We start from the raw sequence: 13,694 nt of genomic DNA, 5'->3' as shown, positions 1-13,694 counted from the left end.
CCCCATGAAATCACTTCTGCTCGCCCTTGCCTTGTCCTCCTGCTTTGCCACCGCTGCGGTGGTTGAGTCTGATGTGTGTGTCTATGGCGGTACCAGCGGTGGTGTGGCGGCTGCGGTGCAGGCGGCGCGCATGGGGAAAAAGGTTGTCATTGCAGAACCAGGACGCCATCTCGGCGGCATGACCAGCGGCGGCCTCAGTGCCGTGGACATTGGCGATCCCCGCTCTGTCGGCGGCATCGCCCGCGAATACTTCACCAAGCTCGCCGCCACCGCAGGTGTCACACTTGCCTGGGACAAAGCCTTTGAGAGCAAAGCCGGCGGTCCCGCCACCGGCGGCGCTTATGCCATCGAACCCCACAAGGCGGAGCAGGTCTTCAATGACATGGCACGTGTGGCCGGAGTAAAAGTGCATTTCAAAGCACGTCTTTCGTCGGTCAAAAAAGACGGTCCACACATCACCGAATTCGCCACCGAGGACGGCACCGTCTTTCGCGCGAAAGTCTTCATCGAAGCCACCTATGAGGGTGACCTCATGGCAAAGTCCGGCGTGAGCTACACCCTGATGCGCGAGGGCAATGCAAAGTATGGCGAAACGTACAACGGCATCCACTACGCCGAAAAATTCCTGCCCCACGCCACATACTCACAGCCCGGAGAAAATGGCCGTCTCAAAGGCGGGCAGGGCGTGTGGGATCGCGATTTCCCGCTCGATCCTTACCTGGTCAAAGGCGACCCAACGAGCGGCCTGCTGCCCCTGATTCAATCCGGCGAACCCGGCACTCCCGGCGATCCGGCCCCCGGTGTCCAGGCCTACTGCTTCCGCCTCTGCCTCACCACCAATCCGGCCAACATGATCCCCATCACGCCGCCTTCCGACTACGATCCCAAGCGTTACGAGATCGTCGTCCGTTTCATCGAAGCCTGCCTCGCCAATGGCGATGCCATGGACCTCCGCTGGTTCTCAAAGCACGACGCATTACCAAATGACAAATGGGACTTCAACACCGCGACCTTCGGCGGCAATCTCCCCGGCGCCTCACACGCATGGCCGGAGGCCACCTGCGCGCAGCGTGAGAAGATCGCAAAGCAGCACGAGGATTACCATCGCGGCCTGCTGCACTTCCTTGCCACCGATCCCCGCGTCCCCGAGCAGGTGCGCAAAGACATGCAGCGCTTCGGCCTGCCCAAGGACGAATTCACCGACAATGGCGGCTGGCCGCACCAGATCTACGTGCGCGAGGCACGCCGTATGATCAGCGATCTCGTGCTCACCGAGCACCACACCTTCGGCCGCCAAAACGCCCCCAAGCCCATCAGCCTTGGCAGTTATGGCACAGACACGCATGAGATCCGCCGCATCGTGAAGGACGGCTTCGTCACCCGCGAAGGAAAAACCGCTGGTGGTCGCGATGGCGCACCACCCTATGGCATCGGCTACGAAGCCATCGTGCCAAAGCAGACCGAGTGTGACAATCTGCTCGTCACCTTCGCCCTCAGCGCCAGCCACACCGCCTTCAGCAGCATTCGCATGGAGCCCGTGCTCATGTGCACCAGCCAGAGCGCCGCCACCGCCGCCTGCATCGCGATTGATGACAAAACTCCCGTGCAGCAGGTGGACTACACCAAGCTCAAATCACGCCTTGAGCAGGACGGGCAGATCTTGGAATGGAAGCATCCCGTCTCCAGGAAAAAGTCCGCGCATTGAAGTGGCGAAACCTCTTGCTGATGCTCGCGCGGCGGGAATGTATGCCGCCACGAATGGAACGCGAAAATTTGCCTCTGGACCGCCGCTTGCGGCAGGAAATCTTGTTTGCCCGTGAGCGCGTCTACCGCTTTGGCCAGCCCACGCCCATGGAGCGTCTCATCCTGCCCGGCTCAGAGCCCGGCCCTGAAATCTGGGTGAAGCGCGAAGACCTCTCCCCCGTGAAATGCTACAAGTGGCGCGGTGCCTGCAACGCCATGACCGAGCTCACCCCGGAGCAGCGCGCCAAAGGCGTCGTCACCGCTTCCGCTGGCAATCACGCACAGGGCGTGGCCCTTGCTGCCAAAACCCTCGGCATTCACGCCCGCATCTACATGCCGCGCTCCACGCCCAAGGTGAAACAAAACGCCGTGCTGCATCACGGCGGCGCATTCGTCCGCATCATGCTCGCAGGCGACAGCTACGACGAAGCCGTGACCTCCGCACGGGAAGACGAGCGCAGCAGCGGCGCGACCTACGTGCATGCCTATGATGATCTCAAAGTCATGGCAGGGCAGGGGACCCTCGCAGATGAGGTCGTGCTCTCAGGCCACGGCCCTTTCGATGCCGCCTACCTTCAAATCGGCGGCGGTGGCATGGCCTCGGCCGTTTCCTGCTGGCTCAAAACCTACTGGCCCCACATGGAGGCCGTCGGTGTCGAAGGCGTGGGCCAGGCTTCCATGAAAGCCGCGCTCGCCGCAGGCAGCCCCGTCGAACTCCATGACCTCGACATCTTCTGCGATGGCACCGCCGTCCGCAAAGCCGGCACCCACCCCTTCGGCATCTGCCAGCAGTCTCTGGATCGCGTCGCCACCGTCACCAATGCCGAAGTCAGTGCCGCCATCCGCGTGCTCTGGGAGACGCTGCGCTGCATCTCCGAGCCCTCCGGGGCTATGGGCCTTGCCGCAGTCATCAAAGACCGCGCCGCACTTGCAGGGAAAAAAGTCCTCATCGTCATCACGGGTGCCAACATCGACTTTCTCCAGCTCGGCCTCATCGCCCAGTCCGAAGGCTCCAGCAGCACCGCTTCACGCGCCCTGCGTGTCCGCATTCCCGAGCGCCCCGGTGCCATGCTTGCCCTGCTGGATTCCTGCTTCGATGGCCTCAACATCGCCGACTTCCAGTACGGCCTGCACCGCACCGACGAGGCATGGCCCGTCTTCACCGTCACATCGGAAAATGCCGACACCCTGGCCGCGCTCCCGGCACGCCTTGAGTCCGGCGGTTACCTTTGGGAAGACCTCACTGGAGCCGTGGATGTTGCCTTCCGCGCCATCCCGCTGCGCGGTGATCTGCTCACCCATCCCGTTTTCCTGCGTCTCGACTTTTACGAGCGCTCCGGTGCTCTCCACGACTTCCTCTCCCGCCTCATCCGCGACCGCGCCAGCCTCTGCTACTTCAATTACCGCCAGTCCGGCGAGCGTATCGGCCGCGCCCTCATAGGGCTCGATTTCCACAGCGCCGAAGCCCGGGCCGCCTTCCTCGCCGAGCTCCCTGAGCACGGCGAAGGCTACCGCTCCTGCAAGCCGGTGGATGACGCTGTGCTCGCTCGCATGACGGCATAGCACCGGGGTTCCTCGGAAGAATCATGCCTCACCCTCGTATGCAACCGCCCATGTCTGCCAGATCCCATCTTCTCCCCATTGCCACCGGCCTGCTCCTTTTCACAGCCAGTCTTCTCCATTCCCAAACTCCTGCCGCCCCTGTCGAGACAGACCAGCGTCTTCACGCCGATGGCAAAAGCTGGAAGTTCAACAAAGCCGTCATAGTCGACAAATCACGCCCGCGCGTGCTCCTCATCGGAGATTCCATTCTTGGCGGCTACATGAATCCGGTGATCGAGGCCATGAAGGGCAAAGCCTATGTCGATGCCTGGATGCACCCACACGCTCAGTCGGAAAATCTCAACAAACTGCTCGCCGCCGCTTTGCAGGAGCACGGCCCCTACGACATCATCCATTTCAACATGGGCCTGCATGGCTGGCAGCCGGGCCGCATCAAGGAAGGCACCTTCAAGCCGCTCACGCTCGCCTTCATCCAGGTCATCCGCACCCAGCTTCCCAAGGCAAAAATCATCTGGGCCAGCAGCACGCCGGTCACCGTCAAAGGCAGGCCCGGCGAGGCGGATCCCGTCATCAATCCCATTATCATCGAGCACAATCGTCTGGCTGCCGAAGTCATGGCTGAGGCGCATGTGCCCATCGACGACCTCTATGCACTCCTGGCTCCGAAACTGGACCTCGCCCGTGGCGACCAGTTCCACTGGAAACCCGAGGCCTATCAGTTGCTCGCCAAGTCAGTGACCGAATCCCTCCTGCAAAACCTGCCAGCCGCAGCTTCCAAATAGCCACGGTCACACGGTGGTCTGCTGATTTGACCCTGCAAGCCCTCCCGGTCTTGTCGGCCGAGTTTGTGGCTTCAACACTTTGAATCAGTGCTGGAGCGGGTGATGAGAATCGAACTCACGTATCAAGCTTGGGAAGCTCGTGTTCTACCATTGAACTACACCCGCGACTGACTTGAGCCAGTTCACACATTCTGGCTGGCCGCAGGAGCCTTGTCAAATGCGCTGCGTCAGATTGAAGGAGGCATCGGGGGCATGATCAGCGCCCGGTTCATGCCACCCCTGCCGTAGGTGGCCGAGGGTGATGCGAGGAAGGAATTGCGTTTGGTGGAGTATTCTCGGTACAACCGGCTGTAGGTGGCCGCCAGGCGCTGACGCAGCGCCGCATTTTCTGAGGTTTTGGGCAGTTTCCTCACACTGTGGCGCAGGTAAAACATGGCCTGCCCCACGCTGACATAACGGATGTCCGGCCCCTCGGCAGGGGGGGCTGAGTGAGTGGAGCCAAACCGGGCAATCACCTGGGTGTCTTTTCCCTTCGGACCGATCATGTGGCCGGCCATCGACTCTGTGCCGAAGTCATCATATGCAAACGGAGGGCCGGGAATTGCGTTTGCATTGGCACCGCAACTGACGAGAAAAACAATGCAGAAACAGGCTGCCAGAGCAGGGAGCAGGAGTTTTTTCATGTTTCTCCTCATACCACAGATGGCAATGAAAGCGAATCCTGGCTCGTGGAAGAGCATTGGCATAAAGCCTAGATTTTTTAGGGGTTTTAACTTGCCGGACTCTGGCCAAAACGCTTCTTCCCCAAGCTGGGCTTATGGTTCCTGTGAAAGCTTGTCGGGTCTGTCAATTTGAGGCGAGGCCGCATTTTGATGGTTGAGACGGCTCCTGCCAGACGTAATTTTGCTCCATGAAGCGTGCGTCACCTCCATCTCTTTTTGCCACCGTCCTAGCAGCCTTGCTGTTTGCTGCTTCAATTCTGACGGCACAGCAGCCGCAGCGCATCGATGAAAAAGACCTGCGAGACTGGGCTGACCGTGGTGACGCCGACGCTCAGTTTGAGCTCGGCCTGCGTCTGATCACCGGGGAAGGTTTGAAAAAGAACACCGAGGAAGGGGTGAAATTCGTCGAAAAAGCCGCCAAGCAAAAGCACCTGCGTGCGCAGCACGTGCTTGGCAATCTGTTTGAGGACGGCGAAGGGGTCAAAAAAGATCTGGCCAAGGCCGCAGAATGGTATCGCAGTTCGGCAGAGCTCGGCTTTGCTCTGTCCCAGCATCGTCTGGGGGTCATGTACGAGGAAGGCAAAGGTGTGAAGAAGGACACGGCAAAAGCCGCAGAATGGTTCAAGAAGGCCGCTGATCAGGGGGATCCCCCCTCACAAACTGCCTATGCCTCCAAGCTGGAACGCGGAGATGGCATCGCCAAAAGCGCCTCCAAAGCGGCGCTCTGGTACCTCAAGGCTGCACAGCAGGATTTCGTGCCTGCGATGACCCGTCTGGCAAATCTCTACTACACCGGGCAGGGGGTGCCGGTGGACTACCGCCGTGCCGGTGCCTGGTATCGCCGTGCCGCACGTTCTGAAGATCCCTGGGCCTCCAACAACCTGGCTTGGTTCCTGGCCACCTGTCCGGAAGATAACCTGCACAATGGCGAAAGCGCCGTGCTTCTGGCACGCCGAGCCTTGAAGCTTGTCGCCGAAGTCGTGCAAAGCGACGAGCAGCCATACGAAATGATCGACACGATGGCCGCCGCGCTCGCCCGCAACGGAGAATTTAAAGAGGCCGAGCTCTGGCAGAAGCGCTGTATCGCGCTTCTCAGCGAGGACAAAGACCTGCCTGAAGAAGACCGCAAAAAGCTGCAGGAGGAGTTCGATTCCCGCCTCAAACTCTACCAAAAAGCCACCCCTTTTGCAGAGCCTGACCCCAAAGGTGAAGAAGGCGCGGAGCCTCTTCCCCAGGACACGATTCTTCAGGATGAAGGGCTGCCCGAGTCCAAGCCAAGGAAAAACACACCCAAGAGCGGTCGTGGCACGGTGGTTTGACGCGTAGAGAGATCGCTTTCTCCATTTTTTGTAGCCTTTCTCATCCCGTTAAAGCTCAATATTCGCATGCTTTAGCGCAATATCTGCAAGACCAAGCCCCGCATGTGCGGTTAAACCGCACACTCTTTTCATCCGGCACTCCGCCCCTCTTCCCCCTCACTCATGTCTGCTGCTGTCGTCCGTTCTGCTGCCCTTCCGCCTCCCATTCCAGGCCTGAACCGGCGTATCCGCCAGCCGAAGAAAAACATCCCGCAAACCAAACAGGACCGGGACCAGATTCTCGGCTGGGTGCGTGCCTATGCCGAGGAGAACAGGCTTGTGCCCCCGGTGCCAATCGCTGAGCTCCAGGAGCATACGGACAAAATTCTCGCCATCCACGCCATCGACAAAATCCATCGCGACTACGTCGGCGTGCTCCTTGCCAATGAAACCTGGCGTGAGTCTCTCGCCACGGTGCCTTTTGAAAAGCGGCTGCTGCTGATGCCGAAATGCCTCCGGGTTGAAAGCAAATGCCCGGCCCCCTTTGATGAGTTCGGCCTCCTCTGCAAGCAGTGCGGCCTCTGCTCCATCCAGGATTTCCAGAACGAAGCTGAAAAGCTGGGCTATGCCGTCCTCGTCGCCGAAGGCAGCGCCATCGTCATGTCCCTCATTCAGACTGGCAAGATCGAGGCCATCGTTGGCATTTCCTGTCTGCCTGTCCTTGAGCGCACCTTCCCCTACGTCGAGGCCGCCGCCATCCCCGCCGTCGCAGTGCCCCTGCTGCAGGACGACTGCATCGACACCCTCGTCGATATCGACTGGGTCTGGGACTACATCCACCTCACCAGCGACGACAAAACCCGCCGCCTCAATCTCAACGCGCTCCACGACGAGGTGAAAACCTGGTTCACCTTGGATTCCCTCAATGCGCTCATGGGCCCCTCCCGTGGCCACAGCGACGAGATCGCGCGGGAATGGCTCGCACGTGCCGGCAAACGCTGGCGCCCCTTTCTCACCGTTGCCGCCTACCAGGCCCTGCGCGAAGACCCCGAAGGCCCCATCTCAGACACCGTCAAGAAGGCCGCCATCGCCGTCGAAATCTTCCACAAGGCCTCCCTCGTTCACGATGACATCGAGGACGGCGACGCCGAACGTTACGGTGAAACCACCCTCCACACCGAGCACGGTGTCCCCGTGGCCCTGAACATTGGCGACCTGCTCATCGGCGAAGGCTACCGTCTTCTTGCTGACAATGACGCCGCCGCCCATGTCCGCAGCGCCGCCATTCTTGTCGCCGCCGAAGGCCAGCGCGAACTCTGCATCGGTCAAGGCGCGGAACTCCTCTGGACCCGCCATCCCGTGGCTCTGAGCAGCACGCAGGTTCTCGAAATCTTCCGCAGCAAAACCGCCCCCGCCTTTGAAGTCGCTCTCAAGGTTGGTGCCGCGCTGGCCGGCCAGCTCGACGAATGCGCCGATGCATTGCACACCTACAGCGAGAACCTCGGCATCGCCTACCAGATCCGCGATGACCTTGACGATCTCGGCGAAGACTCCGCCGCAGGCAACGAATGGAACATGCGCCCCAGCATTGTCCTCTCCCTCCTGCGGGAGAAGGGCAAAGGCGAGGTCAAAGACCAGATGGAGGCCCTTTGGAACGGCGCCTCCCAGGCCAAGCCTGACAACGCCACCATCCGCCAGTGGGCGCTCGACAGCGGCGCGCACGAGAAAGCCATGACCCTCCTCGAAGGCTACAAAGAAGCCGCCATCCGCTCCCTTCAGGAAGTCGAACTCCCCAATCTCAAAGGCCTCCTCCGCCGTGTCATCGGCAAGATCTTTAACGAGCTTGAGATCAAGGGCTGGTGCCGTGAATTCGAGCAGAAGAACCTCAATCCGGAGCTCCGTGCCGAGGCCGCCAAAGCTGCCGAGCATCTCGTGCCAAACGTGGCTTCTTAAAGCTGCTAGTTCCAGTGGCCGAGCTTCGTTTGAAGCCGGACCATGAAGTTGTCCCTCCTGTTTGCCGCTTTAGCCTGTGTCTCCCTCCACGCCGCCGACTCGCGGCCCAACGTTCTTTTCATCGCCATCGATGACCAGAATGACTGGATCGGCTGCATGGGCGGGCACCCGCAGGTGAAGACGCCCGCCATCGATGCCTTGGCAAAACGCGGCACCCTCTTCGCCAGCGCGCACTGTCAGGCGCCCTTGTGCAATCCTTCGCGCAGTTCCTTGCTCACCGGCCTCCGCCCCTCCAGCACCGGCATCTACGGCCTCGCTCCCGGCATCCGCGAAGTGGAGCAGACCAAGCATCATGTGACCCTTCCGCAGACTTTCACGCAGGCTGGCTATTACACCTTCAACAGTGGCAAAATCTACCACGATGGGTCCATGCGTGGGGGGGATCAAAAAGCCGAGTTCAATGAATGGGGCAATCGCGGCCCCATGCCCAAGCCGAAGACCCCCATCGCCAATCTCCCCGGCCCGGTTCGCCATCCCGCCATGGATTGGGGCGTCTTCCCCGAGAAAGACGAAGACAACGCCGACTGGAAAATCGCCGACTCCGCCATTGATGCATTGAAGCGCGCCCCTGCCGACAAGCCTTTCTTCATCGCCGCCGGCTTCCGCCTCCCTCACGTCCCATGCTTCGCCTCACAGAAGTGGTTTGATCTCTATCCAGATGCCACACTGCAGATGCCCCCGGTCAAAGAAGACGACCGTGCCGACCTTCCCAAATTCGCCGATTTCCTCCACTGGAAGCTGCCCGAGCCACGCCTCTCCACGCTGCGCAAATACAACGAATGGCGACCCCTCGTCCGCGCCTACCTCGCCTGCATCAGCTTCATGGACAGCCAGGTCGGCCGCCTCATGCACGAGCTCGAAGCCACCGGCCGTTTGGACAACACCATCGTCGTCCTCTGGGGCGACCACGGCTGGCATCTCGGCGAAAAACTCATGACGGGAAAAAACACCCTCTGGGAGCGCAGCACGCGTGTTCCGCTCATCTTTGCCGGGCCTGGCATCAAGGCTGGGCAGGTGTGCGAAAGCCCCGTGGAGCTGCTCGACATCTTCCCATCCCTCCTCGCCCTTGCTCAACTGCCCGCACGCAGCGACCTCGAAGGCCACAGCCTCATGCCGCAGTTTCAAGACGCCAGCGCGCCCCGCGAATGGCCAGCCATCACCACGCACAACCAGGGCAACCACACCATCCGCACCAAGGAATGGCGCTACATCCGCTACGCGGACGGCAGCGAGGAACTCTATGACGAACTGAAAGACCCCAACGAATGGACCAATCTCGCCAAAGACCCCCAATATGCCGGCAAAAAGGCCGAGCTGGCGAAGTGGCTGCCCAAAATCGACAAAGGCCCTGTGCCTGGCAGCAAGAGCCGAGTCCTGACCTACGAGCCTTCGACCGGGGAGGCGATCTGGGAAGACAAGCTGATTGATAAAAGCGCTCCGCTGCCTGAACCGTAGCGCGTGTTCGCCCCTTCAGACAAGCTTCGCCTCAACCTCGTCCTAGGCTTTCTCGCCTTCGTCATGTTGGGCTCGCTTCTGCTTCTGGCATGGCTGCAGTACCGCGAAGAACTCGAGTCCCGCCGCCTGTTTGCTGCTTTCGCCAAATCGCAGGCCGACTTTGTCCGCGAGATGCATCTCCCCCGCAGCCCCAAGCTGGCTTCGGATCTCGCTCGGCTCTCCGGAGTGGGCGTTCATTTCCGCCAAGGGAACCGCATCGATGGGGCCATCGTTCAAATCTTGTCGGACGCCCCCGCCGACGGCCAGCTCATCAGCCTGCCCAAAGGCCGCGAGGCCCTCATTCTGCGACTGGACGAAAAGGAGGACATCATTTTTGTCCGCAGACATCCTGGGTCGAGTCTCTCCCTCGACGACCCGGCGACGCGCAATGTCTTTCTCGCCTTCTGGGTCGTGTCAGGTTTTGTCGGCTGGCTCCTCGTCCGCGAACGCCTCAAGCGTGCCCAGTCTGAGCGCCTCGCCATGCTCGGTCGCGTCGCCACCAGCCTTGCCCATGACATCAAGAACCCCCTCGCCTCCATTCAGCTGCACGCACAGCTGATGACGCCGCAGAATGAGGAGGACGCTCAGGCAATCAGGCTCATTGAAAATGAATCCGAAGTCATCGCCGGACTGGTGAACCAGTGGCTTCACCTTGCCAATCCGCTGCCGCCGAGGCTCGTCAAACTGGACCTGGCCGCCTGCATCCGCACCGTGGCCGGAAACCTGGAAGCCCAGGCACGGCATGCCGGAGTGGAGGTCGGGATAGATCTGCCAGATTCGGTCTGGATCATGGGCGACTCCCAGCGTCTGGCCCAGGCGGTGCGAAATCTCATGGTCAATGCCATTCAGGCAATGCCGCGAGGTGGCAGGCTTGGTCTCAGCGGCCGGTTTGCGGACGGCTTTTTTGAGCTTCGCTGCACGGATTCCGGTGCCGGCTTTTCCGAACAGGCGCTTGCACAGGGCACGGAGCTCTTTTTTACGGAGAAGGAAGGCGGCATGGGCGTGGGTTTGAACATTGTCTCCACCATCATTTCAGCGCATGGTGGCAGCATGAATTTGCAAAATGACCCCAAGGGAGGGGCCGTTGTCACCGTCCTGCTACCCTTCATCTCTGCATGACTCCCGCCATCCTCATCATTGAAGACGAATACGCCCTGGCCGCCGCGCTCTCGACCGTCGTGCGTCGTCTTGAAGCAACCCCGGTTGTTGCAGCCAGCGGCCAGGGAGGGATCGACAAACTTGGCACCCAGCCATTTGAGCTCGTGATTCTCGACGTCGGCCTGCCAGACATGAGCGGTCTCAAGGTCCTGGAGAAAATACAGGCGCTGCCACAGCCGCCGCCGGTGATGGTCATCACCGCCCACGGAACCTTGGACACGGCCCTGGAGGCACGAAGGCTCGGGGCAAGGGAGTATTTTCTCAAGCCGCTCAACCTGTCTGACATTCAGCGGGCGATCCGCGAAGTGTTTGCACCGGCGAAAACCGAGCAGCCCGCGCCGGCAACCATGATCGGCTCCAGCGATCCCATGCAGCGCGCGTTTGCCATTATTGCCCAGGCGAGCAGCAGCGATGCCCCTGTGCTGCTGCTCGGCCCGCCGGGGAGCGGCAAGAGCCTCTCCGCCCAGGTAATCCACCGCCACAGTGCGCGGGCTGAAAAACCGATGATCGTGTTCCGCGCCGATGAATGGCCGGAGGAGCGTGCGGAGGCCGCGCTGGATGAGTCCATCTCCAAAGCTGGGGATGGCGTGCTGTTTCTGGATGAAATCAGCGCCTGGTCCAAGCCGCTGCAGGCAGCTCTGCTGCACCGGTTGAGCGCAGGCATGGTGAAGGCCCGCCTTTTCAGCTCAGCAAGCCAGGAGGCGGCGCCCCACCTGCGGGAAGACTTGTTTTACGCCCTGGCTGTCCTTCAGGTGCAGCTGCCCCCGCTGTGTGAACGCACCGCAGACATCCCTGCGCTGGCGTCTGCTTTTCTGGGCGGGCAGGTGCTCTCGGCAGATGCGCTGGCGCTGCTCAAAGCCCACGAGTGGTCGGGCAACGTTCGCGAACTGAAAACAGCCATGGCGCACGCCGCCGCCGTTTGCAGCGGGGGCACCGTTTTGCCGCATCACCTGCCGGCAAGCATTGTGAAGCCGGATGAGTCCAATCATCTCGAGGAGACCATGAAGCGCTCCCTTGCTGCGTGGCTGGACCAAAAAACGACCGGTTCTGATGAAACGATGCCCGCCTACGATGACCTGCTCGAAACGGTGGAGTCCTTCATGCTGGAGACGCTGCTCAGGCGCTTCGACAGCAAGCCCACACGTCTGGCGACTGCGATGAAAATGAACCGGGCCACCCTGCGCCGCAAATTGCGGGAGGAGTGATCACCTGCCATCCGCCTTGCCGGGCACTCGCGGATCATTGGCCGGGAAGAAGAGCTGTTTGCTTCGGTCAAAGTAGATGGCCTGGCAGGCGCCGAAGCTTTCGGATTCCGCCAGCTTATGCCCCAGGGCTCTGACGCTGGTCAGAGTGGCCTGTCCAAACGCCTTCTCGATCTTGAGTTCGTCCGGGTTCCACTGATGGTGAAAGCGCGGTTGCGCCAGGGCTTCAGCCGGGAGCATTCCATCGTCAATGATGTGGGTCAGCAGCAGAAGTGCCTGTGTGATGATGGTGGGCCCGCCTGCAGCCCCGGTCACGATCACAGGTTTGCCATCCTTCAGAACGATGGTGGGGCTCATGCTCGAGAGGGGGCGCTTGCCTGGCGCGATGGCATTTGCTTCCGCACCGACGAGCTTGAAGGCGTTCGGAATGCCAGGCTGCACGGCAAAGTCATCCATCTCATCGTTGAGAAGCACTCCTGTGCCTGGAATGACCACCTTGCTGCCAAAAGCGGTGTTGATCGTTTGGTTAAGCGCCACCCAGTTGCCCTCGGCATCGGCAGTGCACAAAAAAGTGGTGTGCTTGCCAAAAACATCCCCCTCCCAGTGCGGTGGCATGTTGTGTGAGGGGACGGCGGTGGCATGATCCAGGTCGATCTTTTTTGCCAGTTCGGCAGCATAGCCTGGTTCCACCAGTCCTCGCGGCACCGGCGCAAAATCAGGGTCGCCCAGCCAGTGGGCACGGTCTGCGAACGCCAGTTTCATGGCCTCTGTGATCACATGGACGCGGCTGCTCTCACGCAAATGCCGGATCGGGAAATGTTCGAGAATGTTGAGGATCTGCGCGACATGAACTCCGCCTGAGCTCGGCGGCGGCATGGTGACGAGATCGTAGCCCCGGTATTGTGAGCGGATCGCCTCGCGTTCCGGGGCTTGGTATCCGGCCAGATCTTCTGCCGTCATCATGCCGCCGTTGGCTGACATCCACTCAGCGGTTTTTCGGGCGAATTCACCGCCATAGAACCATTCGATCCCGTTTTCCGCCACAGCGCGGTAGGTTTTCGCGAGGTCGCTTTGCACGAGAATCTGTCCCTTTTCGAGGGGCTTCCCGTTCTTCAAAAAAATGGCCGCTGAAGAGGGAAACTTCGCCAGTTTGGTGGCCGTGGCCGCGAGCTTGCGCGCATAGACAGTGTCGATGGCGAACCCTTTTTCTGCGATTTCAGCGGCTGGCAGCAGGACATCGGCCAGTTTGAGTTTGCCGTGTTTCTTTTGCGCGCTGGCACAAGCTTTTAGATAGCCCGGGACACCTGAGGCAAGAGCGCCGGTCTTGCTCGCTTCGTCGTCGAGCTTGCCATCAATCACGTACATGTCGCGCTTGGCGCCGGAGGGGGCCATCTCACGGCCGTCAATGCAGGTGACGGTGCCATCAGCCGCACGAATGACGAAGAAACAGCCTCCGCCGATGCCGGAATTGTGGCCATCGACGACACCCAAAGTCAGACCTGCCGCAATGGCGGCGTCAACGGCATTGCCTCCCTTTTCAAACGCCTTCTGTGCTGCTTCTGTGGCAAGCGGATGAACAGTCGCGATGGCGTGCCGGGAAAAGGCTGCATCAGCCGCGAACAGTGCCGGGTGTGCTAAAAGAATAAGGGCGGCCAGGACTCTCATGCACCCAATGCTAGTCATGGCAGCGGGTGCGTCGAATCAAAACCGCCCATCCGT

The 13,694-nt window shown here is 60.7% G+C and carries 10 protein-coding genes and 1 tRNA gene; 8 read left to right on the top strand and 3 right to left on the bottom strand.

Annotation, left to right across the window (positions count from 1 at the left end; all coding sequences use genetic code 11):
* The first annotated feature begins 4 nt into the window (after positions 1-4).
* From ACZ5WW_RS08625 to ACZ5WW_RS08615, 3 genes are read left to right on the top strand one after another with little or no spacing between them, the layout of a single operon-like run.
* Positions 5-1,705 (top strand): FAD-dependent oxidoreductase, encoded by a 1,701-nt coding sequence (locus tag ACZ5WW_RS08625; RefSeq protein ID WP_377165144.1) that lies wholly within the window; start codon positions 5-7, stop codon positions 1,703-1,705.
* A gap of 53 nt (positions 1,706-1,758) precedes the next feature.
* Positions 1,759-3,306: a pyridoxal-phosphate dependent enzyme gene (locus ACZ5WW_RS08620; RefSeq protein ID WP_377165146.1), complete on the top strand. Its 1,548-nt coding sequence runs from the start codon at positions 1,759-1,761 to the stop codon at positions 3,304-3,306.
* A 50-nt stretch (positions 3,307-3,356) separates the two neighbouring features.
* A complete protein-coding gene (locus ACZ5WW_RS08615; protein ID WP_377165148.1) occupies positions 3,357-4,088 on the top strand; it encodes an SGNH/GDSL hydrolase family protein in 732 nt (243 codons plus the stop codon).
* A 91-nt stretch (positions 4,089-4,179) separates the two neighbouring features.
* Here the strand turns inward: ACZ5WW_RS08615 and ACZ5WW_RS08610 are convergent.
* Both ACZ5WW_RS08610 and ACZ5WW_RS08605 read right to left on the bottom strand, forming a co-directional pair.
* Positions 4,180-4,253: transfer RNA gene (locus ACZ5WW_RS08610), tRNA-Gly, on the bottom strand.
* A gap of 62 nt (positions 4,254-4,315) precedes the next feature.
* On the bottom strand, positions 4,316-4,771 hold the full coding sequence (locus tag ACZ5WW_RS08605; protein ID WP_377165150.1) for a hypothetical protein: 456 nt from the start codon (positions 4,769-4,771) through the stop codon (positions 4,316-4,318).
* 227 nt (positions 4,772-4,998) lie between these two features.
* Here ACZ5WW_RS08605 and ACZ5WW_RS08600 point away from each other — a divergent pair, with 227 nt between their 5' ends.
* The 5 genes from ACZ5WW_RS08600 (at position 4,999) to ACZ5WW_RS08580 (ending at position 11,978) form a co-directional block, all read left to right on the top strand.
* Complete coding sequence (locus ACZ5WW_RS08600) at positions 4,999-6,129, top strand: tetratricopeptide repeat protein (protein ID WP_377165152.1); 1,131 nt, start codon at positions 4,999-5,001, stop codon at positions 6,127-6,129.
* Between the two features lie 162 nt (positions 6,130-6,291).
* Positions 6,292-8,061, top strand: a complete 1,770-nt coding sequence (locus tag ACZ5WW_RS08595; protein ID WP_377165154.1) for a polyprenyl synthetase family protein — start codon at positions 6,292-6,294, stop codon at positions 8,059-8,061.
* Positions 8,062-8,103: 42 nt separating this feature from the next.
* Positions 8,104-9,576, top strand: a complete 1,473-nt coding sequence (locus tag ACZ5WW_RS08590; RefSeq protein WP_377165157.1) for a sulfatase — start codon at positions 8,104-8,106, stop codon at positions 9,574-9,576.
* 3 nt (positions 9,577-9,579) lie between these two features.
* Complete coding sequence (locus ACZ5WW_RS08585) at positions 9,580-10,734, top strand: sensor histidine kinase (RefSeq protein ID WP_377165159.1); 1,155 nt, start codon at positions 9,580-9,582, stop codon at positions 10,732-10,734.
* Complete coding sequence (locus ACZ5WW_RS08580) at positions 10,731-11,978, top strand: sigma-54-dependent transcriptional regulator (protein ID WP_377165161.1); 1,248 nt, start codon at positions 10,731-10,733, stop codon at positions 11,976-11,978. Before ACZ5WW_RS08585 ends, ACZ5WW_RS08580 begins: the two co-directional genes overlap by 4 nt.
* Here ACZ5WW_RS08580 and ggt read toward each other — a convergent pair whose 3' ends face one another.
* Positions 11,979-13,640 carry a gamma-glutamyltransferase gene (gene ggt, locus ACZ5WW_RS08575; RefSeq protein ID WP_377165163.1) on the bottom strand — a complete coding sequence of 554 codons (1,662 nt, stop codon included), beginning with the start codon at positions 13,638-13,640 and terminating at the stop codon, positions 11,979-11,981. It abuts the gene before it with no gap.
* Positions 13,641-13,694: the final 54 nt, after the last annotated feature.

The organism is Prosthecobacter fluviatilis (assembly GCF_055388355.1).
The sequence above is the reverse complement of the archived record's forward strand: the minus strand, read 5'-3'. Positions and strand labels throughout refer to the sequence as shown.